Here is a 20534-nt window from a genome sequence, read left to right as displayed (position 1 = left end):
GATTGGGCTTTGCAACGGTTCACCGCAATGGAAACCATTTGTTAAGGTTAACAGCTATCCACAGCTCGGCAATCCRCACTGGGCATCAAGCCGAAGAGCGGGAAGCGGTTTTCGGATCATGCTCTTTGGTTTAGAGCGGGATCAGGTCACCGGCGGATAGAGCGTGTCGATGATCATGCGCGCGTCGTGGCGCGAATCGAGCATGCCGTAGGTGGTGYGCCACTGGCCGCCCAGCCGCGTTTCGACGAAAGCGTCGGCGATGCGCCCTGCTCCCAGCCGGCGCAGCTCCGCCGCCGCGGCCGAAAGCGCGAGCTGTTCGGTGAGCAGGCGCGCCGAGCCCTGGTCGGTCGCGGCGACCTGCATGGCAGCCTTGAGCACGCCGATGGTGCCGCGCCCGCCGGTGCCGAGATCACGGTCGATGCCGRCCAGCACCTCCTCGAACAGGCCGGGCGCACGGCCGAGCACGCGCAGCACGTCGAGCGCCATGACATTGCCCGAGCCTTCCCAGATCGCGTTGACCGGCGCCTCGCGATAGTAGCGGGCGAGCGGCGCTTCCTCGACATAGCCGTTGCCGCCCAGGCACTCCATCGCTTCGTAAAGCAGCCCCGGCGCGATCTTGCAGACCCAGTATTTGACGACCGGCGTCATGGCGCGAGCGAAGGCCGCCTCGCCACGGTCGCTTGCCGCCTCGTCGAAGGAGCGCGCCAGCCTGAACGACAGCGCCGTGGCCGCGGCGACGTCGAGCGCCATATCTGCCAGAACCCGCTGCATCAGCGGCTGGTCGATCAGGTTCGAGCCGAACACCTGCCGATGGCGCGTGTGGTGGACGGCCTCGGCAAGCCCTGCCCGCATCAGCGCCGACGAAGCGACCGCGCAGTCGAGCCGGGTCAGCGTCACCATGTCCATGATTGTCTTGACGCCGGCGCCCGGGTCGCCGACCATCTCGCCGATGGYGTTGACGAACTCCACCTCAGACGAGGCGTTCGATCGGTTGCCGAGCTTGTCCTTCAGCCGCTGGAAGCGGAAGCCGTTGCCGGAACCGTCGCCCAGGATGCGCGGGACAAGGAAGCAGGACAGTCCCTCCGGAGCCTGGCCAAGCACCAGGAAGGCATCCGACATCGGCGCCGACATGAACCATTTGTGGCCGGTCAACCGGTAGAAGCCGCTTCCCGTTCGCTCGGCCCGGGTCGTATTGGCGCGCACATCCGTGCCGCCCTGCTTCTCGGTCATGCCCATGCCGAGCGTCAGCCCGGTCTTCTGCACCGGCGGCTTCTGCGTCTGGTCGTATTTGCGCGTCGTCACGCGCGGCGCCCATTCGCGGAAAAGCTTCGGGCTCGCCATCAGCGCCGCCAGCGAGGCGCTGGTCATAGTGATCGGACACAGATGCCCGGTCTCGAGTTCCGCGGTCAGATAGAAGCGCGCCGCCCGCACCTGATGGCGGCGGCCKATCTCGGCATCGCCGTTTTCCCACACGGAAGAATGCAGGCCGCCGGCAATCGAGCGACGCATCAGGGCGTGATAGGCCGGATGGTATTCGACCAGGTCGAGGCGCCGGCCCTGGCGGTCATGCGTCCGCAATTTCGGCGTATCGGTGTTGGCGAGGCGGGCAAGCTCCTGCGCCTCTTGTGTCATCACGAACCGGCCAAGCCCATCGAGATCCTTGCGCACGGGATCGGAAAAACGCTCGGCAAGCTGGATGAGCAGCGGATCGCCCCGCCATGCATTGCCGCCCGTCAACGGCGGCGGCTGGTTGATCACCTCGTCGGTCACGCCCAATCCTTCAGTTGCCCAATCCTTCAATTGGCCGAGAGGTTCTTAGCATTTCCAAGGCCGCGGTCGCGAATCCGAAGCCCCCAGCCTTATAGCCCAAGCCACGCCTTATAGCCCAAGCCACGGAAGGCGCGCGACGAAAATACCGGGGAGAACGCCCGCAATCCAAAGCTGGCGCTTGCGGCAGGCCGGACCGCACCCTATAGCAGCGCCTTGAGATGACCGACGCTTCGTCCCTGCCGCTCTTTCCCCACCGCCATCTTCTGGGCATCCGCGATCTTTCCCCCGCCGATATCGAGTTGTTGCTCGATCGGGCGGACCAGGCCGTGGCGATCTCACGGCAATCGGAAAAGAAGACTTCGACGCTGCGCGGCCGCACCCAGATCAACCTCTTCTATGAAGCCTCGACCCGCACGCAGTCGTCCTTCGAGCTGGCCGGCAAGCGTCTTGGCGCCGATGTCATGAACATGTCGGTGGCAAGCTCCTCGGTGAAGAAGGGCGAGACGCTGATCGATACGGCCATGACCCTCAACGCCATGCGCCCGGACATCCTGATCATCCGCCACCAGTCGGCGGGCGCGGCTGCCCTGCTCGCCCAGAAGGTCGGCTGCTCGGTGGTCAATGCCGGCGACGGCGCGCACGAGCATCCGACGCAGRCATTGCTCGACGCGCTGACCATCCGCCGCGCCAAGGGACCGCTCTCGAAGCTGATCGTGGCGATCTGCGGCGACATCCTGCATTCGCGCGTCGCCCGCTCCAACATCATGCTCTTGAACGCGCTCGGCGCGCAGGTGCGCGTCGTCGCGCCCTCGACATTGCTRCCGTCCGGCATCGACAGGATKGGCGTGATCGTCGCGCGCTCGATGGCCGAGGGGTTGAAGGACGCCGACGTGGTGATGATGCTGCGCCTGCAGCGCGAGCGCATGGAAGGCGCCTTCGTGCCGTCGATCCGCGAGTATTTCCGCTATTTCGGCCTCGATGCCGAGAAGCTGAAAGCCGCCAAGGACGATGCGCTGGTCATGCATCCCGGYCCGATGAACCGCGGCGTCGAGATTGCCTCCGAGATCGCCGACGGGCCGCAAAGCGTCATCCAGGAACAGGTGGAGATGGGGGTCGCCGTGCGCATGGCGGTGATGGAAGCGCTGCTTGACCCTCGTCGCAACAATGACGGCCGCAACCATGAGGGGCGCGGCGCATGAGCGTGACCGTCTTCAGCAAGGCGCACATCGTCGACCCGTCGCGCGGCGTGGACGAGATCGGCAGCGTCATCGTCGATGGCCGCAAGATCGTCGCGGCCGGGAAAGCCGCATTGAACCAGGGCGTGCCGGAAGGCGGCWCCGTCGTCGACTGCGCCGGCAAGACGATCATTCCAGGCCTTGTCGACGCGCGCGTCTTCATCGGCGAACCCGGCGGCGAGCATCGCGAGACCATCGCTTCGGCAAGCGTGGCGGCGGCGGCCGGCGGCGTCACCTCCATCGTCATGATGCCCGACACCGATCCGGTGATCGACAACGTGGCGCTGGTCGAATTCGTGCTGCGCACCGCGCGCGACACTGCAAGCGTCAACATCTTTCCGGCGGCCGCGATCACCAAGGGCCTCGAAGGCCGCGAGATGACCGAGTTCGGCCTGCTGCGCGAGGCGGGCGCCGTCGCCTATACCGACGGCCGCCACACCATCGCCAATGCGCTGGTGATGCGCCGCGCGCTCACCTACGCCCGCGATTTCGGCGGCGTCATCGCGCATGAAACGCAGGACGCGAACCTCGCCTCGTCCGGCGTGATGAACGAAGGCCTCTACGCAAGCTGGCTCGGCCTGTCGGGTATTCCGCGCGAGGCGGAACTGATCCCGCTCGAGCGCGACCTGGCATTGGCGCGGCTGACCGGCGGGGCCTATCACGCGGCAAAAATCTCGTCCGCGATGGCGGCCGGCGCGGTGAACCGGGCCAAGACCGATGGCGCCAATGTCACGGCCGGCGTCGCCATCCACAATCTGTCGCTCAACGAGAACGATGTCGGCGAATACCGCACCTTCTTCCGGCTCAACCCGCCCTTGCGCGCCGAAGACGACCGGCTGGCGATGATCGAGGCGATCAAGGACGGCACGGTCGACATCATCGTCTCCTCGCACGACCCGCAGGACGTCGACACCAAGCGCCTGCCCTTTGCCGATGCGGCCGCCGGCGCGATCGGGCTGGAGACGCTGCTTGGCGCGGCACTTCGGCTCTACCACAATGGCGATGTGCCGCTGCTCAGGCTGATCGAGACGCTGTCTACTGCGCCGGCGCGACTGTTCGGCCTGCCGGGTGGCACGCTGCAGCCGGGCGCGCCGGCCGATCTCGCGGTCGTCGATCTCGACGAACCGTGGATCGTCAGCGAAAGCGGACTGCGCTCGCGTTCGAAGAACACCTGCTTCGAAGGCGCGCGCCTGCAGGRCAAAGTCTTGCAGACGATGGTCGCGGGCCGAACAGTGTTTTCAGTATAGCCCATCCATTGCTTTGAGCTCTGCCGGACCCTGTTCGCACAGAGTTGCTTGGCGAACCCTCCCGACTCTACCATTATGACCAGCTGTTGCCCAAGCAGCGCCAGCTCTTGCAAACTATGGTTGCATAAAGCAGATTGTATCAATCTTAAGGCGAGCACCTGGAGCGACAGGAGTATGGGGGAGACAATGGGTTACGCGATTTCGCTCGTCCTCGGCTATCTGCTCGGCTCGATTCCGTTCGGGCTCCTGATTACCCGCGCGGCCGGCCTCGGCGACGTCCGCAAGATCGGCTCGGGCAATATCGGCGCCACCAATGTGCTGAGGACAGGCAACAAGGGCCTTGCTGCCGCGACGCTGCTGCTCGATGCGCTGAAGGGCACGGCGGCGGCGCTGATCGCCGGGCATTTCTCGCTGGACTTCGGACTGTTGGCCGGCTTCGGCGCCTTCCTCGGCCATCTCTTCCCCGTCTGGCTCGGCTTCAAGGGCGGCAAGGGCGTCGCAACCTATCTGGGCGTGCTGCTCGGCTTAGCCTGRCAAGGCATGCTCGTCTTCGCCGTCGTCTGGCTCGCGATGGCCTTCTTGTTCCGCTATTCCTCGCTGGCCGCATTGGCGGCCGCGGTGGTCGTGCCGATCGCGCTCTATTTCATGAGCACGCCGCAGATCGCCGGCCTGTTTGCGCTGATGAGCCTGATCGTCTTCATCAAGCACCGCGCCAACATCTCGCGGCTGCTGGCCGGCACCGAAGGCAAGATCGGRGCGAAGGGATGAGCGCCCCGGCCGCCGGCCCGCGCCTCAGCGACCGGCAGCGGCTTGCCTGGCTTCGCCTGATCCGCACGCCCAATGTCGGCCCGGCTTCGTTTCGCGAGCTGATCAACCGCTTCGGCTCGGCAGAAGCCGCGCTTGAAATGCTGCCCGAGCTGACGATCTCCGGCGGCGCCAATCGCRTCGTGCGCATCCCCTCCATCGCCGAGGCCGAAGCCGAGCTGGACGCCGCCCGGCGCGCCGGCGCCCGCTTCGTCGGCATCGGCGAGGCCGATTATCCGCCCTTGCTGAAAACCCTGGACAATCCGCCGCCGCTGCTGGCGGTGAAAGGCGAAGGCTCGGTCTTCCGGTTGCCGGCGGTGGCGATCGTCGGCGCCCGCAATGCCTCGCTGGCCGGCATCAAGATGGCGCGTCTGCTGGCGGCAGACCTCGGCCGCGAAGGCTACGCCATCGTTTCCGGCCTGGCGCGCGGCATCGACACGGCCGCACACAAAGGCAGCGTTTCGACCGGCACCATCGGCGTGCTGGCCGGCGGGCTCGATGTCCCCTACCCGCCCGAGAATGCCGGCCTGTGCGACGAGATCGCCGATCGCGGTGGCGCCATCGTTTCGGAAATGCCCTTCGCCTGGCAGCCGCGCGCCCAGGATTTTCCGCGTCGCAACCGCCTGGTCGCCGGCATGGCGCTTGGACTGGTGGTGGTCGAGGCAGCGCAACGCTCCGGATCTCTGATCAGCGCGCGCCTCGCCAATGAGATGGGCCGGCTGGTCTTCGCCGTGCCGGGCTCGCCGCTCGATCCGCGCGCCGCCGGCTGCAACGCGCTGCTCAAGGACGGCGTCACGCTAATCACCGAAGCCGCCGACGTGCTCGGCGCGCTGGCGCCGCTTGCCGGCGTCCGTCGCCCGCTGACCACGCCACTTRCCGAGGCGCCCGACATATCCGCCATGTCGCCACCCGGCGAAAMCGACCGCGCCGATGTGCTGGAAGCRCTTGGCCCCACGCCGATCGCGGTGGACGACATTATCCGCCACACGGGCATGAGTGCGGCGCAGATATCGATGGTGCTGCTGGAACTCGACCTCGCGGGACGGCTGGAGCGTCACGCCGGCGGGAATGTGTCGCTGATCGCGTGACCTGCGGCCTTCAGTTCCGGATTTCAGTCCTCCTACCGGAACAAATATTTCGACACTTCCGGATTGCCGCGGCGCCACATCACATTGTCGAGGAAGTAGTGGTGCACATTGATGAAGACCAGCACGATGAAGAAGAACAGCGACGAACCGAGCACCTGCTTGTCGTAGGGGACCAGGGCGGTCAACATGAACGGGATCAGCCAGAAGCCGAGATAGCCGAGGGCGGCGCCTCCGATGATGAATCCCCACACCCGCAGCTTATAGCGAGGGCCGAGGACGGATAGGATTTTCGGCTCCGGATCCCGCGCCGCATCCAGGACGTCACGCTCGACATTGGTCTGATAGCGCCACACCACGGCCAGATATTGCAGCGAGTGCAGCGCCGGCACCACAAGCAGCCAGAGCGGGTTTATCCTGGCGATCAGGATCCAGAGATAGAGGGACGCGACATAGGCAACGATGCCATTATATGGCAGGCCGCCGCCATTTTTTCGCCAACGGCTKGCCAGCATCAGGAGCGTAGCCGCTGTGGATGCGACGGCCGCCGCCAAGACAATGTCGGTGATCCATGAAGGCGCGGCGAAGGTGTAATACTGGAGCCCGTAATACTGTCCCGCTGTCACCGCCGTGTTGGTCTGCAGCCAGGCCAGGATCCACACCGCATAGCTGTTGACGAGCAGCACCTTCTTGTCCCGGTTGTCGAAGAATTTCCGTTTCAGCACGGCATCGACCATCAGCATGCCGTAGCCCTGCTTGACGTAGTGCCAGCCGACGAAGAAGAACATTGCGTTGGCCGCGAAGCCGAGCAGCCGCGTGTTTGACGTCGCCGCGCCATAGGCGAAGAACAGGGCCATGATCGCCGGAACGATGACGCCGGCGAAAATGTAGCGAAGCTGCAGGCTTCGGTCGTAGCCGTCGCCACGCGCCTTCCGGCCGAAATTGCGGTAGAAGATCTGGTAGGAATGGGCGAAATGCGGGTAGTTCACCAGATAGGCCACGACGACCATCGTCGCGGCTAACGAGCCTTCGTATTCATGCGGCACGAAGAACAACGCCGGCAGGATCAGAAACGCGCTGCCGCCGAGCATCAGGAAATCGGCGACCGGGCCGAACAGATATCTGCCGGGCGGCGCCGCTTTACGGGCCGTGGTCTCTACCGAAAGGTCAAGTGCCATTCTGGAGCCTCCCTCGGAGGCCCGAGTTTAGCCATGACCCTGTCCAGGGACAAGTTTGCCGGTGGCCGGCTCTCATTGTCTTGGGGAAAGTCACGCCTCAGGGTAAGGAAGCCCTAGCGATCTTCATCAGCCGCTTTCTGGCTTCTGCCACGCGCTTCTGTTCCGACCGTATGCGGCTGCACAGCGCAAGGTTGATCCCTACGCCACAGTCCTCGTCCAGCATTTCCTTCGCGTGATTGAGAGAAGTCTCCGCGCGCTTTACGCTCTGCCTGGCCCTGGCCAGTTCCAAATTCAGTACGTCCACTGTATCCGCATCCCGAATTGCGGTCCCTTCGAGAGGGAAACAGTCGTACATAACTTTTTGTTCCGATTACCACGGGCATCAAGCTGGCCGGCAATGACGCAAGCGCGGTTATTTCCGAAGCAGAGGCTGGATTGRCGCCTTCACCTGGTCRGTAATTTGATCCTCCAGACGCCATCGCCGGCGCACCMGTGCCCGTTTGTTGGGCTTGTACTCGGTAAGCTCGCGCTGCGCCTTGGCGGTGGGCATGGCGAACATCGAGGGGTCCGTCCGGTGCCCTCCGGACTCCATCCAGAAACCGTCATAGTCGGCGGAGATGCGACGGCGCAAACTGGGGTCGGTTGCAAAGACGTGACCCGCATTCGAGACCGCAAAGAGGCCGGAAAGATTTAGAAACCGGGCAAGCGCCTGCGCCACGAGAAGAAGCAGCGTTTTCGGTCGCATTCCCTCCATGGCGTTCGTCAGGATGCGGGCTTCCTCGAGGCCTTGCGCTCCGGCCGAAACACTCTTGAGCACGCCGATCCAAAGGACCTCGCCCGCTCCCTCGATCTGCAGCAGCGACCTGTCCACGATTGCCAATCCCATTTCGGTGACCGGCCGTCGATCCAGGCAAAGGATGAGGCGCCATTCCGCCTCCCTGTAGAGGCCGCCCTGGCCGCCCAGTTCCACCGTGACTTTCCCTGCCCGGGTTATGACGGCGAACAATTCCAGACCGCCAGTGTGGCTCTCGACCACCGCCGCATCGCTTAGCAAACGGGCCGCCGCCATGTAGTGACCGACCAGGGCCACGGCGCGTTTGCCGCGCTTCAGCCCCACGGTCAGGTAGGGACGGACAACCTTGAGTGGAACCTCCGGATAATGATCGAGGATTGGAGCGAAGGGCTCGGCGCCAAGCTTCAGCCTGACATCGGCGATATCGCGGCGATACAGCCAACGAAGGGCGGCCCACTTGACCGTGTGAACCCACTCGTTGAGCCTGCGACGGAAAGCGGAAGGCGCTCGCCTGCCTCGACGTGACGACACCGCTGCCCCATAATTCTATTCGGCGCGACACCGCTCCTCTGGTGATCGCCGACGGCAAGACTTCAAGGACGGCCAGGTCCGTTCATCCGAGCCATTTCTGTTGCCCAACAAGCCCGATGCCCGAACCGGGCCACCAGCCTGCCCTATCGCGAACCGCGCACCCAAGGCAATTTACAAAAATGTAAAGCGCCGACCGAGCGGCGACGTGATGTTGTGGAGGCGGTTGGACTTGCGGCAATTCGGCAGATGTGGCCGGGCTGTTCGAGCGGTCGTTTTTGGTGAGCGCGATGGGATTCGAACCCATGACCTACTGATTAAAAGTCAGTTGCTCTACCGGCTGAGCTACGCGCTCCCGCGGGCTCAAAACGCCGCCCTCGAAATTGCGCGGAACATAGGGAGAGTGCTGCGGCCGGTCAACCGGAAAAAGATGGGCTTCCAAGGCGGATTTTTTGAATGGATTCGAAGGGGCGCCGGGGGCGTTTGCGAACGGCTTTCGATGYCTGCGCCAATGGCGCGGGTCCGCATTRCTTCAGAAATCCCCGCAATAACAATGGGCCGATGCTGGAACGATAGGCGTCCGTTGGAATGGGAACCATTGCAACCTCGACCCGTTTCGCAAAACAGGGACATCCATCAACCATCGAGGAGAAGATTAATGAACAAGATCGCATCGGGACTGCTGGCAGCCGCTCTCTCGACGTCGTTCGTCGCGGCGGAGATGGTGCCGGTCAACGCTCAGCCAAACTATGTGCCGCAACCCCAGGCCCTGTCGGATGTCCATACCGTGCAGTATCGGGATTGGAGAAGGCATCGCGGCTTCAATCGCGATTTCTCGCGTCGTGGTGACGCTGTCTACTGGAACGGCCATCGCGGCTATCGTGAATATCGCCGCGGCTATCGCCGGCATGGCGACTATTGGTTCCCGCTGGCTGCTTTCGCCACGGGCGCGCTGATCACCGGCGCCWTCGTCAACAGCGAGAACAACCGCGTCTATCGCGGCAACYCGCATGTCCAGTGGTGCTACGACCGCTATCGCTCCTACCGCGCCTCGGACAACACCTTCCAGCCGAACAGCGGTCCGCGTCGGCAGTGCGTGTCGCCCTATTGACGGCCTCCAGTCAGTACCCAGGGTCGTTGACTGAGCCCGTGCCTCGAGAGGCACGGGCTCTCTCGTTTTGATCAGCGAAACGGCCAAGCGGTCAGTTTGCCCATCTGACACTTTTGAAAACCAGATACAGCGCTCCGCCTTCACCCCGCGGAGAGCGGTAAGCGCCAAGCGCATTGCAAACCCGAACCATCGCCGCCGTGAGTTCCCAGCCGAGAGCTTCCAGGTCGCCGCCCGTATCGTCCACATAGGCCCGGGCCAAATTGTCTATGGCTTTTTCCTCGCCGAAGGCCCGAACCAGTTTCGCGTCGCCGAGAAGATTGCCAGGCAGGTTCGAATTGGCCCAAGCCCAGAGCCAATTGCCGGCCTTGGCGCTGGTGGAGCCCGCAATCTGGATTTCCGAAACGACCTTGACGCCGCTCTGGTCGGAAAACACCAGCTTTCCGGCCGTCAAGTCGTAGTCATAACGCGACCAGCTGCCGAGGCGGAAATCCTTCGCCAGGCGAGCGTTCTTGGCGGTGAGCTGTTCAAAGGCCTCATCGCGCCAAGCAGGATACCAATCCGGCTGCATTTCCCCTCGCCCGGTCCCGTAAATCGCTATCGCACGCTCAGCGTTCTGCGCACCGCATCGCGCCATCCGGCGAGCTTCGCCGCGCGCGTTGCGGCGTCCATCTGCGGCTTGAAGCGCCGCTCCAGCGCCCAGCTCTTGGCGAATTCCTTCGCTTTCAGCCAGACACCCGCCTTCGACCCGGCAAGCCAGGCGGCGCCCAGCGCGGTCGTTTCCAGAATTGTCGGACGGTCGACCGGTGCGTCGAGAATGTCGGCTAGCCGCTGCATGGTCCAGTCGGACGCCACCATGCCGCCGTCGACGCGAAGCACCGTCTTGGCCGAGGCGCCTTTCCAGTCCTTGCGCATCGCATCGAGCAGGTCGCGCGTCTGGAAGGCGACCGATTCAAGTGCAGCGCGTGCAAACTCCGCCGGACCTGAATTGCGCGTCAGGCCGAAGATCGCGCCGCGCGCATCCGCGTCCCAATGCGGCGCGCCAAGACCGACGAAGGCCGGCACCAGATAGACTTGTTGCGCCGGATCGGCGGTCGCCGCCAGCGCACCGCTTTGTTCGGCCTTGCCGATCACCTTGATACCATCGCGCAGCCACTGCACGGCGGCGCCCGCGATGAAGATCGAACCCTCCAGCGCATACGTGGTCTTGCCGTTCAGCCTGTAGGCGATCGTGGTGAGCAACCGGTTCCTCGAGCGCACCAGGTCCGTGCCGGTGTTGAGCAGCGCAAAGCAGCCGGTGCCGTAGGTCGACTTCATCATGCCCGGCTCGAAGCAGGCCTGGCCGATCGTCGCCGCATGCTGGTCGCCGRCGACGCCGAGTATTGGCATCTCGGCGCCGAAGAGGCTCTTTTCCGTGGCGCCGAAATCGTCGGCGCAATCCTTCACCTCAGGCAGGATCGCCGCCGGTATGTTCAGGATCGAGAGCAGCTCGTCGTCCCAGACATTCTTCTCGATGTTGTAGACCAAAGTGCGCGAGGCGTTGGTGGCATCGGTGGCGTGCACTTGGCCGCCGGTCAGCCGCCAGATCAGGAAACTGTCGATGGTGCCGGCGAGCAATTCACCCTTCTCGGCGCGCTTCCTCGCACCCTTCACCTTGTCCAGCATCCAGGCGATCTTGGTGCCGGAGAAATAGGGGTCGAGCAGCAGACCGGTCTTCTTCGTGAATTTTTTTTCCAGCCCCTGCTTCTTCAACTTCCGGCAGAGCGGCGCGGTGCGGCGATCCTGCCAGACGATCGCATTGTGGATCGGCTTGCCGGTCGCCCTGTCCCAGACCACGACCGTCTCGCGCTGGTTGGTGATGCCGATCGCCGCGACATCCGATGCCGCGCGGCCGGCCGCTTTCAGCGCCGCCTTCACCGTCGCGACGACGCTCRCCCAGATGTCTTCCGGATCGTGCTCGACCCAACCGGAGGCGGGATAGTGCTGGRCAAATTCCTGCTGGCCGGTGCCGGCGACCTTCATCTTGTCGTCGAACAGGATCRCCCGGGTCGATGTCGTTCCCTGGTCGATCGCCAGCACAAAACCGCTCATTCCGTTTCCTCCACTCTCATGCAACAGGGGAGACGGCCAAGCCGCCTCCCCTGCATTTCCTACACAGGTCCGCAGGCCTGCGTCATCCAGTTACTTCTGCCAGCTCTTCACCAGCTCGTCGTAATTGACGGTGATCGGCTTTTCCTTCTCGTTCTCGATCTTCAGCTGAGGCGCGAGATTGCCTTTCTTGACCGCGTCGGCGTTCCAGTAGGCGAGGTCATGCTCTTCGGCCATCTTCGGGCCGATATCGCCCTGGACGCCCGACTTCTCGATGCGGCTCATGACCTTTTCCTGTTCGGCGCAGAGCGAGTCCATTGCTTCCTGCGCGCTCTTGGCGCCCGACGAAGCATCGCCGATCGCCTGCCACCAGAGCTGCGCCAGCTTCGGATAGTCAGGCACGTTGGTCCCGGTCGGCGACCACTGCACGCGGGYCGGCGAGCGGTAGAACTCGATCAGACCRCCGAGCTTCGGCGCGCGCTCGGTAAAGCTCTTGTCGTGGATCGTGCTCTCGCGGATGAAGGTCAGGCCGACATGGCTCTTCTTCACGTCGACGGTTTTCGAGGTGACGAACTGYGCATAGAGCCAGGCGGCCTTGGCGCGGTCGGTCGGCGTCGACTTCATCAGCGTCCAGGAACCCACGTCCTGGTAGCCGAGCTTCATGCCGTCCTTCCAGTAGACGCCGTGCGGCGACGGGGCCATGCGCCATTTCGGCGTGCCGTCGTCGTTCATCACGGCCTTGGCGCCGGCGTCGACCWTCGAAGCGGTGAAGGCGGTGTACCAGAATATCTGCTGGGCAACCGCGCCCTGCGCCGGAACCGGGCCGGATTCAGAGAAGGTCATGYCCTGCGCTTCGGCGGGAGCGTAGGCCTTCAGCCAGTCGAGATATTTCTGGATCGAGTAGACGGCCGCCGGGCCGTTGGTGTCGCCGCCGCGCGCGGTGCAGGAACCGACAGGACGCGAATTCTCATCGACCTTGATGCCCCACTCGTCGACCGGCAGGCCATTCGGAATGCCCTTGTCGCCATTGCCGGCCATGGAGAGCCACGCATCGGTGAACCGCCAGCCGAGCGACGGGTCCTTCTTGCCGTAGTCCATGTGGCCATAGACCTTCTTGCCGTCGATCTCGCGGCCGGTGAAGAACTCGGCGATGTCCTCATAGGCCGACCAGTTGACCGGAACGCCGAGGTCGTAGCCGTATTTGGCCTTGAAGTCGGCCTTGTTCTTCTCGTCGTTGAACCAGTCGTAGCGGAACCAGTAGAGGTTCGCGAACTGCTGGTCGGGAAGCTGGTAGAGCTTCTTGTCGGGCGCCGTCGTGAACGACGTGYCGATGAAGTCCTTCAGGTCGAGGTTCGGATTGGTGACGTCCTTGCCGTCGCCCGCCATCCAGTCGGTCAGGTTGCGCACCTGCTGGTAGCGCCAGTGCGTGCCGATGAGGTCGGAGTCGTTGACCCAGCCGTCATAGAGGTTCTGTCCCGTCTGCATCTGCGTCTGGATCTTCTCGACGACATCGCCTTCCTGGATCGTGTCGTGCGTCAGCTTGATGCCGGTAATCGCGGAGAAGGCCGGCGCCAGCACTTGCGATTCATAGGAATGGGTGGCGATGGTTTCCGAAACGACCTTGATCTCCATGCCGGCGAACGGCTTCGCGGCATCGATGAACCACTGCATTTCCTTTTCCTGATCGGCGCGCGAAAGCGTCGAAAGGTCGCCTATCTCCTTGTCGAGAAAGGCTTTTGCCTCGTCCATACCGGCATAGGCATTGCCCGCCCCGAGCAATAGGACAAGGGCGGTCGTGGATGTTAGAAATTGCCGTCGCATGTGTCTCCTCCAGTCTTAGGTTTAAAGTGCGATCCGGGGCGGCCGCCAGCACGCGGCCGCTCCGTCTGTTTCTCCCTCTATACGTATCGGAACACGCCAATGGCGTAGACCACGGAGAGAGCGAGAGCCCACCACAGGTTGGGTCCTATCAGACCCAGCCAAGCGAGATGGATGAAGGCGCTGCCGAGCAGCGAAAGGAAAAGGCGGTCGCCGCGCGTCGTCTCGAAGCGCAGCACGCCGACGCGCGGATTGCCGCCGGGCGAGACATATTCCCAGACGCCCATGCCGCAGAGCATCAGCGCAATGACGATGAAGAAGGCCGCCGTCGGCCAGGTCCACGCCATCCACGAAAAGTCGAGGTTCATGGTCAGACCCTTCCCAGGGCGAAGCCCTTGGCGATGTAATTGCGCACGAACCAGATGACCAAGGCGCCGGGGATCAGCGTCAGCACGCCGGCGGCGGCGAGCAGGCCCCAGTCCATGCCGGCGGCAGAGACAGTACGGGYCATGGTGGCGGCGATCGGCTTGGCGTCGGTCGTGGTCAGCGTGCGCGCGATCAGGAGCTCCACCCAGGAGAACATGAAGCAGAAGAAGCAGGCGACGCCGATGCCGCTCGCGATCAGCGGCATGAATATCTTCACGAAGAAGCGCGGGAACGAATAGCCGTCGATATAGGCGGTCTCGTCGATCTCCTTCGGCACGCCGGACATGAAGCCTTCGAGGATCCACACCRCCAGCGGCACGTTGAACAGGCAATGYGCCAGCGCCACGGCGATATGGGTGTCGATGAGACCGAAGGCCGAATAGAGCTGGAAGAACGGCAGCGCGAACACCGCCGGCGGCGCCATGCGGTTGGTGAGCAGCCAGAAGAACAAATGCTTGTCGCCGAGGAAGCGGTAGCGCGAGAAGGCGTAGGCCRCCGGCAGCGCCACGGCGACCGAGATCACCATGTTCATCACCACATAGGTGATCGAGTTGATGTAGCCCGAGTACCAGGAGGCATCTGTGAAGATGGTGCGGTAGTTCGCCAATGTCGGATTGTGCGGGAACAGCGTCATCGACGACACGATCTCCGCATTGGTCTTGAAGCTCATATTGATGAGCCAGTAGATCGGCAGGAGCAGCACGACGAYATAGAGCGTCGGCACGATCCACCACCAGCGCGATTCCTCGCCGCGGCRGCRCATCAGCTTGGYCACCTCGTCCTGCGACAGCGTDCTGCCCACCTCGGTGACCGTCGTTTCGCTCACGCGCGTCGTCTCGTTGGCGCCCACCATCTCAGCGCTCCGCGTCGTAGTTGGTCATCACGGTGTAGAATACCCACGACAACAACAGGATGATCAGGAAGTAGACCAGCGACATGRCCGCCGCCGGACCGAGATCGAATTGGCCGAGCGCCGTCTTGACGAGGTCGATCGACAGGAAGGTCGTCGAATTGCCGGGGCCACCGCCGGTGACGACGAAGGGCTCGGTATAGATCATGAAGCTATCCATGAAGCGCAACAGCACGGCGATCAGAAGCACGCGCTGCATCTTCGGCAACTGGATGTAGCGGAAGACCGCCCAGCGCGACGCGCCATCGATCTTGGCCGCCTGGTAGAACGCGTCTGGAATGGAGACCAGCCCGGCATAGCAGAGCAGCACGACCAGGCTGGTCCAGTGCCAGACATCCATGACGATGACGGTGACCCAGGCGTCGAACGGGTCCTGGACATAGTTGTAGTCGACGCCGAGCGCGTTGACGTAATAGCCGAGCAGGCCGATGTCGTTGCGCCCGAACACCTGCCAGATCGTGCCGACGACATTCCACGGGATGAGCAGCGGCAGCGCCATCAGCACCAGGCAGACCGGCACACCCCAGCCCTTCTTCGGCATGTTGAGCGCGATGAAGATGCCGAGCGGCACCTCGATCGCCAGGATGATGAAGGAGAAGATCAGGTTGCGCACCATCGCTTCCCAGAAGCGGTCGGAGGCGAGCAGCTCTTCGAACCATTCGGTGCCGGCCCAGAAGAAGACGTTGTTGCCGAACGTGTCCTGCACCGAATAGTTGACGACGGTCATCAGCGGGATGACGGCCGAGAACGCCACCAGCACCAGCACCGGCAGGACGAGAAACCAGGCCTTGTTGTTCCAGGTCTTGTCCATCTACGCCCCCATCTCGACACGCCAGGAATCGGCATAGATGTTGATGCCGGCAGGATCGAAGCGGACCTTCGGATCGGCCGGCACTTCGTCGTCCTCGCCGATCACCGCGGCAATTTCCCTGCCCTCCAGATTGGCGCGCACGACCTTGTGGCGGCCGACATCCTCGACCTTGCTGACCCGCACCGCCATGCCTTCACGGCCGAGCCGCACATATTCGGGACGGATGCCGAGCTCGACGGCGCCGCTCTCGGCTTTGGRCACGCCCGGAAGCTCGATGCGTTGCGCGCCGAGCGTCGCCGTCCTGCCATCGAGCGACACCGGTAGCACGTTCATGCCCGGCGAGCCGATGAAATAGCCGACGAAGGTATGGCGCGGCCGCTCGAAGAGCTCGGCAGGCGTGYCGATCTGGACGATCTCGCCGTCATACATGACCACGACACGGTCGGCGAAAGTCAGCGCTTCGGTCTGGTCGTGCGTGACATAGACCATGGTGTAGCCGAAGCGGCGGTGCAGTTGCTTCAACTGCGAGCGCAGCACCCATTTCATATGCGGGTCGATCACCGTCAGCGGCTCGTCGAACAGGATGGCGTTGACGTCGGAGCGCACCAGACCGCGCCCAAGCGAGATCTTCTGCTTCTGGTCGGCGGTGAGCCCGCGCGCCTTCTTCTTCGCCAGCGAAGCGAGATCGATCATGTCGAGCGTCTCGCGCACCTTGCGATCGACATCGGCTTCGGGCACGCGGCGGTTGCGCAGCGGGAAGGCCAGATTGTCGTAGACGGTYATGGTGTCGTAGATGACCGGGAACTGGAACACCTGCGCGATGTTGCGCTCCTGCGTCGACAGATTGGTCACGTCCCGGCCGTTGAACAGCAACCGGCCATGCGAGGGATGCAGCAGGCCCGAAATGATGTTGAGCAAGGTGGTCTTGCCRCAGCCCGAGGGCCCGAGCAGCGCATAGGCGCCGCCATCCTCGAAGGTGTGATGCACTTCCTTCAGCGCGAAATCCGAATCCTTCCGCGGGTTGGGCAGGTAGGAGTGGCGGATATGGTTGACCTCGATGCGCGCCATCGCTTGCTCCTTAGGCCGCGAGCTTCGACGCCGTCACGGCGCGGCCGTTCTGGTCGAAAACCATGAGATGGCGCGGGTCGATGAACACCTCGACCTCGTCGTCCGTCTCGAAATCGAGAATGCCATGCGCAAGCATCACCCAGCGCGCATCGGCGAAATCGAGATGGACGAAGCTCTCCGAGCCGGTGATCTCGGTGATGGTGACCTTGGCCCGCACCGGCACGGCGCTGGCGTTCGGCCGCTCCAGCGACAGATGATGCGGCTGGAATCCGATCGTGTAACTGGCGTCGGCAATGCCGGCGAGCTCTGGCGGCACCGGCAGCTTGACACCGCCTTCGAGCAGGAAGTCCGCGCCCTTCTTGGAGAGCACGATGGTGTTGAGCGGCGGATCGGCGAAGGTCCGTGCCGTCACCAGGTCGACAGGCTTGCGGAACACGTCGACGGTCGGACCGAATTGCGTGACGCGGCCTTCCGAGAGCGTCGCCGTATTGCCGCCGAGCAACAGCGCTTCGTGCGGCTCGGTGGTGGCGTAGACGAAGATGGTGCCGGCGGCGGCGAAGATCTTCGGCAATTCGGCGCGCAATTCCTCGCGCAGCTTGTAGTCGAGATTGGCCAAAGGCTCGTCGAGCAGCACCAGGCTGGCGTTCTTGACGATTGCGCGGGCAAGCGCGGTGCGCTGCTGCTGTCCTCCGGACAGGTTGAGCGGCGTGCGGTCGAGATAAGGCGTCAGCTTCAAGAGCGCCGCCGCGTTGCGCACTTCCTTGTCGATCTTGGCCTGCTCGACGCCGGCGACCCGCAGCGGCGAAGCGATGTTCTCGTAGACGGTCATCGCCGGGTAATTGATGAACTGCTGGTACACCATGGCGACGTTGCGCTTCTGCACCTTCTGTCCGGTGACGTCCTTGCCATCGAACCAGACCGAGCCGGACGTCGGCGCGTCGAGGCCCGCCATCAGCCRCATCAGGCTGGTCTTGCCGGAGAGTGTCGGCCCGAGGAGCACGTTCAGCGAGCCGTGCTGAAGCGTCAGCGACACGTCGCGGATATGCTCCTGCGCGCCCACCGTCTTCGTCACGTTCCTCAGTTCCAGCATCACGCCTCCTCCCAGACCTTGCGCATCAGCGGTCGATCCTCATTCGGCTGCCGCGACGTGACGGTTGCTCAGTCCGCGCATGAATTCTTCCAGTGCCGCCGCCTGCTCGCGGCTGAAATGCAGGCCACGCTTGGTGCGGCGCCACAGCACGTCCTCGGCGGTGACCGCCCATTCGTTGTCGACCAGGTAGCGCACCTCGGCCTCGAAAAGGTCAGCGCCGAAATTGCGGCCGAGATCGGCATTCGACTTGGCGAGCCCGAGCAGCTTTTGCGCGCGCGTGCCGTAAAGCCGGGTCAACCGGCGCGCCAGCCGCTGGTCGAGAAACGGATAGGCGCTCTTCAGGCTGGCGACCTGGGCATCGAAACCGGTCGCGGGGAAATCGCCGCCGGGCAGCGGCGCATCATGCGTCCACGGCTTGCCGCGCTTGCCGAGAAACCCTTCGATCTTCTCCAGCATCGATTCCGCCAGCCGGCGGAACGTCGTGATCTTGCCGCCGAAGGCGTTGACGAGCGGAGCAACGCCCTCCCCGCCATCGGCCTTGAGCACATAGTCGCGCGTCGCTTCCTGGGCCTTCGACGCGCCGTCATCGTAGAGCGGGCGCACGGCGGAATAGGTCCAGACGATGTCGGAGCGCTTGACGGGCTGTGCAAAATACTCGCTCGCCGCGGCGCACAGATAGTCGATCTCGGCATCGGAGATCTTCACGTCATGCGGATCGCCAGGATAGTCGCGGTCGGTGGTGCCGATCAGCGTGAATTCTTCCTCGTAGGGAATGGCGAAGATGATGCGGCCATCCTTGTTCTGGAAGAAATAGGCGCGCGGATCGTCGAACTTCTTGGCGACGACGATGTGGCTGCCTTGCACGAGACGGACATTGTGGACCTCGTTCTGGCCGACGGCGGCCGAAAGCACGTGATCGACCCAGGGTCCGGCGGCGTTGACGAGAAGCCGCGCGCGCACTTCCTCGGTCTCACCGGTCAGCACGTTCTGCACCTTGATGGTCCAGGTCGAACCGTCGCGTCGCGCGCTGACGACCTTGGTGCGGGTGCGAATGACGGCGCCCCGGTCGGCGGCGTCACGCGCATTCAGCGCCACCAGGCGCGCGTCATTGACCCAGCCGTCCGAATATTCGAACGCCTTGCGGAACAACGGCTTCAGCGGCTTGCCGGCCGGATCGCTCGCCATATCCAGCGTCTTCGTCGCCGGCAAGAGTTTGCGCCCGCCGATATGATCGTAAAGGAACAGCCCGAGCCGGATCAGCCAGGCGGGCCTCAGGCCCTTGGCGTAAGGCAGCACGAAGCGCATCGGCCAGATGATGTGCGGCGCGTTCTTCCACAGCACTTCGCGTTCCATCAGCGCTTCGCGCACCAGCCGGAACTCGTAGAATTCGAGATAGCGCAGTCCGCCATGGATGAGCTTGGTCGAGCCGGAGGACGTCCCGCTCGCCAGATCGTTCATTTCCGCGAGGTAAACTGAAAATCCGCGGCCAACGGCGTCGCGGGCGATACCGCAGCCATTGATGCCGCCGCCGATGACGAAAATGTCATGGATCGGAATTGCGTCCAAGGAGTCCTCCAACGATTTCGCATTGCACCATTTTTGTGTTTTACGAAACCGTGTCGGAATTATTTCGAACTCAAACCGAATGTCAAACGAAATATCACAGCTGCGTGAAACAGCCTTGATGCGCCGCTATTCGAGCGCCGTCTCGATCAATCGGACTTCGGTCTCCTCGCAAATCCGGCGAATCGAGGGGATGTCGCAACGATCGGTGATGAAGGTATTCACCTGCGAAAGGTGGCCGATCCGGACTGGCGCCGTGCGCTCGAATTTGGTTCGGTCGGAGACCAGGATGACATGACGCGCGTTGGCGATGATGGCCTGCGCCACCTTCACTTCCCGAAAATCGAAATCGAGCAGCGCGCCGTCATGATCGATCGCCGAGGCACCGATGACCGCGTAATCGACTTTGAAMTGGCGGATGAAATCGACGGCCGCTTCGCCGACAACGCCGCCGTCGGAGCCGCGCACCACACCGCCCGCGATCACCACCTCGATCGTGGGATATATGCGCATCCTATTGGCAACATTGATGTTATTGGTGATGACCATTAGYCCGCTATGGTCGAGCAGCGCCTTGCTGACAGCCTCGGTGGTGGTGCCGATGTTGATGAACAGCGAGGCATTGTCTGGGATTAGCCGCGCCGCCGCGCTGCCGATCGCCTCCTTCTCGTCGGCGGCGATCTTACGGCGCGCCTCATATTCCATGTTCTCGATGCCGGACGGGAACAGTGCGCCGCCATGAATGCGGGTTAGCAGGCGCTGGTCGCACAGATCGTTGAGGTCCTTGCGGATGGTCTGCGGAGTCACATTGAAATGCGTCGCCAGATCCTCGACCAGAACCCGGCCATGGTCCTTCGCCATCTGGATGATTTCGGCATGGCGTGGCGAAAGAAACATCCGGCGTCCTCCATTTTCGTTTTTCTGGTTTATATCGGAAAACGAAAGCGAAGAAAAGGCATAAGCCGGCTAACGAAAATCACCTGATTGCAAAAGGTAAACCGGCGCCGAATGC

The 20534-nt window shown here is 63.3% G+C and carries 18 protein-coding genes and 1 tRNA gene; 5 read left to right on the top strand and 14 right to left on the bottom strand.

Annotation, left to right across the window (positions count from 1 at the left end):
• Window positions 1-141 precede the first annotated feature (141 nt).
• Window positions 142-1770: a DNA alkylation response protein gene (locus LCM4576_RS00770; protein ID WP_071030112.1), complete on the bottom strand. Its 1629-nt coding sequence runs from the start codon at window positions 1768-1770 to the stop codon at window positions 142-144.
• A 218-nt stretch (window positions 1771-1988) separates the two neighbouring features.
• Between LCM4576_RS00770 and LCM4576_RS00765 the strand changes: the two genes are divergently transcribed.
• From LCM4576_RS00765 to dprA, 4 genes are all read left to right on the top strand, one after another.
• Complete coding sequence (locus tag LCM4576_RS00765; RefSeq protein WP_071029752.1) at window positions 1989-2969, top strand: aspartate carbamoyltransferase catalytic subunit; 981 nt, start codon at window positions 1989-1991, stop codon at window positions 2967-2969.
• Window positions 2966-4252, top strand: a complete 1287-nt coding sequence (locus LCM4576_RS00760) for a dihydroorotase (RefSeq protein ID WP_071029750.1) — start codon at window positions 2966-2968, stop codon at window positions 4250-4252. Before LCM4576_RS00765 ends, LCM4576_RS00760 begins: the two co-directional genes overlap by 4 nt.
• A gap of 186 nt (window positions 4253-4438) precedes the next feature.
• Window positions 4439-5020, top strand: coding sequence for a glycerol-3-phosphate 1-O-acyltransferase PlsY (plsY, locus tag LCM4576_RS00755; protein WP_116397854.1), 582 nt, complete (start codon window positions 4439-4441; stop codon window positions 5018-5020).
• The gene (gene dprA / locus LCM4576_RS00750; RefSeq protein WP_071029746.1) at window positions 5017-6144 is read left to right on the top strand and encodes a DNA-processing protein DprA; all 1128 of its coding nucleotides are present in this window, start codon (window positions 5017-5019) and stop codon (window positions 6142-6144) included. The genes plsY and dprA overlap by 4 nt, the downstream gene beginning before the upstream one ends.
• A 32-nt stretch (window positions 6145-6176) precedes the next feature.
• Here dprA and LCM4576_RS00745 read toward each other — a convergent pair whose 3' ends face one another.
• From LCM4576_RS00745 to LCM4576_RS00730, 3 genes are all read right to left on the bottom strand, one after another.
• Entirely contained in the window at window positions 6177-7319 is a 1143-nt protein-coding gene (locus tag LCM4576_RS00745) for a hypothetical protein (RefSeq protein ID WP_071029744.1), read from the bottom strand.
• Between the two features lie 412 nt (window positions 7320-7731).
• Complete coding sequence (locus tag LCM4576_RS00735; protein WP_071029742.1) at window positions 7732-8643, bottom strand: DUF535 family protein; 912 nt, start codon at window positions 8641-8643, stop codon at window positions 7732-7734.
• A gap of 276 nt (window positions 8644-8919) precedes the next feature.
• Window positions 8920-8995 (bottom strand) — tRNA-Lys (locus LCM4576_RS00730).
• Window positions 8996-9298: 303 nt separating this feature from the next.
• On the opposite strand from LCM4576_RS00730, the gene LCM4576_RS36450 reads away from it, so the two are divergent.
• Window positions 9299-9751 carry a BA14K family protein gene (locus LCM4576_RS36450; RefSeq protein ID WP_071029740.1) on the top strand — a complete coding sequence of 151 codons (453 nt, stop codon included), beginning with the start codon at window positions 9299-9301 and terminating at the stop codon, window positions 9749-9751.
• Window positions 9752-9842: 91 nt separating this feature from the next.
• Here the strand turns inward: LCM4576_RS36450 and LCM4576_RS00720 are convergent, their stop codons facing one another.
• The 10 genes from LCM4576_RS00720 to LCM4576_RS00675 form a co-directional block, all read right to left on the bottom strand.
• A complete protein-coding gene (locus LCM4576_RS00720; RefSeq protein WP_041000603.1) occupies window positions 9843-10319 on the bottom strand; it encodes a DUF6882 domain-containing protein in 477 nt (158 codons plus the stop codon).
• A gap of 26 nt (window positions 10320-10345) precedes the next feature.
• Window positions 10346-11839 carry a glycerol kinase GlpK gene (gene glpK / locus LCM4576_RS00715; RefSeq protein ID WP_071029738.1) on the bottom strand — a complete coding sequence of 498 codons (1494 nt, stop codon included), beginning with the start codon at window positions 11837-11839 and terminating at the stop codon, window positions 10346-10348.
• Window positions 11840-11929: 90 nt separating this feature from the next.
• Window positions 11930-13657 (bottom strand): ABC transporter substrate-binding protein, encoded by a 1728-nt coding sequence (locus tag LCM4576_RS00710; protein ID WP_071029736.1) that lies wholly within the window; start codon window positions 13655-13657, stop codon window positions 11930-11932.
• 77 nt (window positions 13658-13734) lie between these two features.
• Window positions 13735-14022: a DUF2160 domain-containing protein gene (locus LCM4576_RS00705; protein ID WP_040987196.1), complete on the bottom strand. Its 288-nt coding sequence runs from the start codon at window positions 14020-14022 to the stop codon at window positions 13735-13737.
• Window positions 14023-14024: 2 nt separating this feature from the next.
• On the bottom strand, window positions 14025-14933 hold the full coding sequence (locus tag LCM4576_RS00700) for a carbohydrate ABC transporter permease (protein WP_071029734.1): 909 nt from the start codon (window positions 14931-14933) through the stop codon (window positions 14025-14027).
• Window position 14934: 1 nt separating this feature from the next.
• Window positions 14935-15801 carry a carbohydrate ABC transporter permease gene (locus tag LCM4576_RS00695; protein ID WP_071029732.1) on the bottom strand — a complete coding sequence of 289 codons (867 nt, stop codon included), beginning with the start codon at window positions 15799-15801 and terminating at the stop codon, window positions 14935-14937.
• Window positions 15802-16869: an ABC transporter ATP-binding protein gene (locus LCM4576_RS00690; protein ID WP_071029730.1), complete on the bottom strand. Its 1068-nt coding sequence runs from the start codon at window positions 16867-16869 to the stop codon at window positions 15802-15804.
• 10 nt (window positions 16870-16879) lie between these two features.
• Entirely contained in the window at window positions 16880-17959 is a 1080-nt protein-coding gene (locus LCM4576_RS00685) for an ABC transporter ATP-binding protein (protein ID WP_071029728.1), read from the bottom strand.
• A 39-nt stretch (window positions 17960-17998) separates the two neighbouring features.
• Complete coding sequence (glpD, locus tag LCM4576_RS00680) at window positions 17999-19525, bottom strand: glycerol-3-phosphate dehydrogenase (RefSeq protein WP_071029726.1); 1527 nt, start codon at window positions 19523-19525, stop codon at window positions 17999-18001.
• 126 nt (window positions 19526-19651) lie between these two features.
• A complete protein-coding gene (locus LCM4576_RS00675; RefSeq protein WP_071029724.1) occupies window positions 19652-20419 on the bottom strand; it encodes a DeoR/GlpR family DNA-binding transcription regulator in 768 nt (255 codons plus the stop codon).
• Window positions 20420-20534: the final 115 nt, after the last annotated feature.

It is taken from the genome of Mesorhizobium sp. LCM 4576, from assembly GCF_001854815.1.
In the GTDB taxonomy this organism is placed as follows: Bacteria; Pseudomonadota; Alphaproteobacteria; order Rhizobiales; family Rhizobiaceae; genus Mesorhizobium; species Mesorhizobium plurifarium.
Note: the sequence above shows the minus strand (reverse complement) of the source record. Positions and strands in the feature narration are given on the sequence as shown.

What these genes read in the sequence shown, in the direction of transcription:
- LCM4576_RS00720 (WP_041000603.1), bottom strand. Translation starts at nt 10,319, where the DNA reads ATGCAGCCGGATTGGTATCCTGCTTGGCGCGATGAGGCCTTTGAACAG.
- LCM4576_RS00705 (WP_040987196.1), bottom strand. Translation starts at nt 14,022, where the DNA reads ATGAACCTCGACTTTTCGTGGATGGCGTGGACCTGGCCGACGGCGGCC.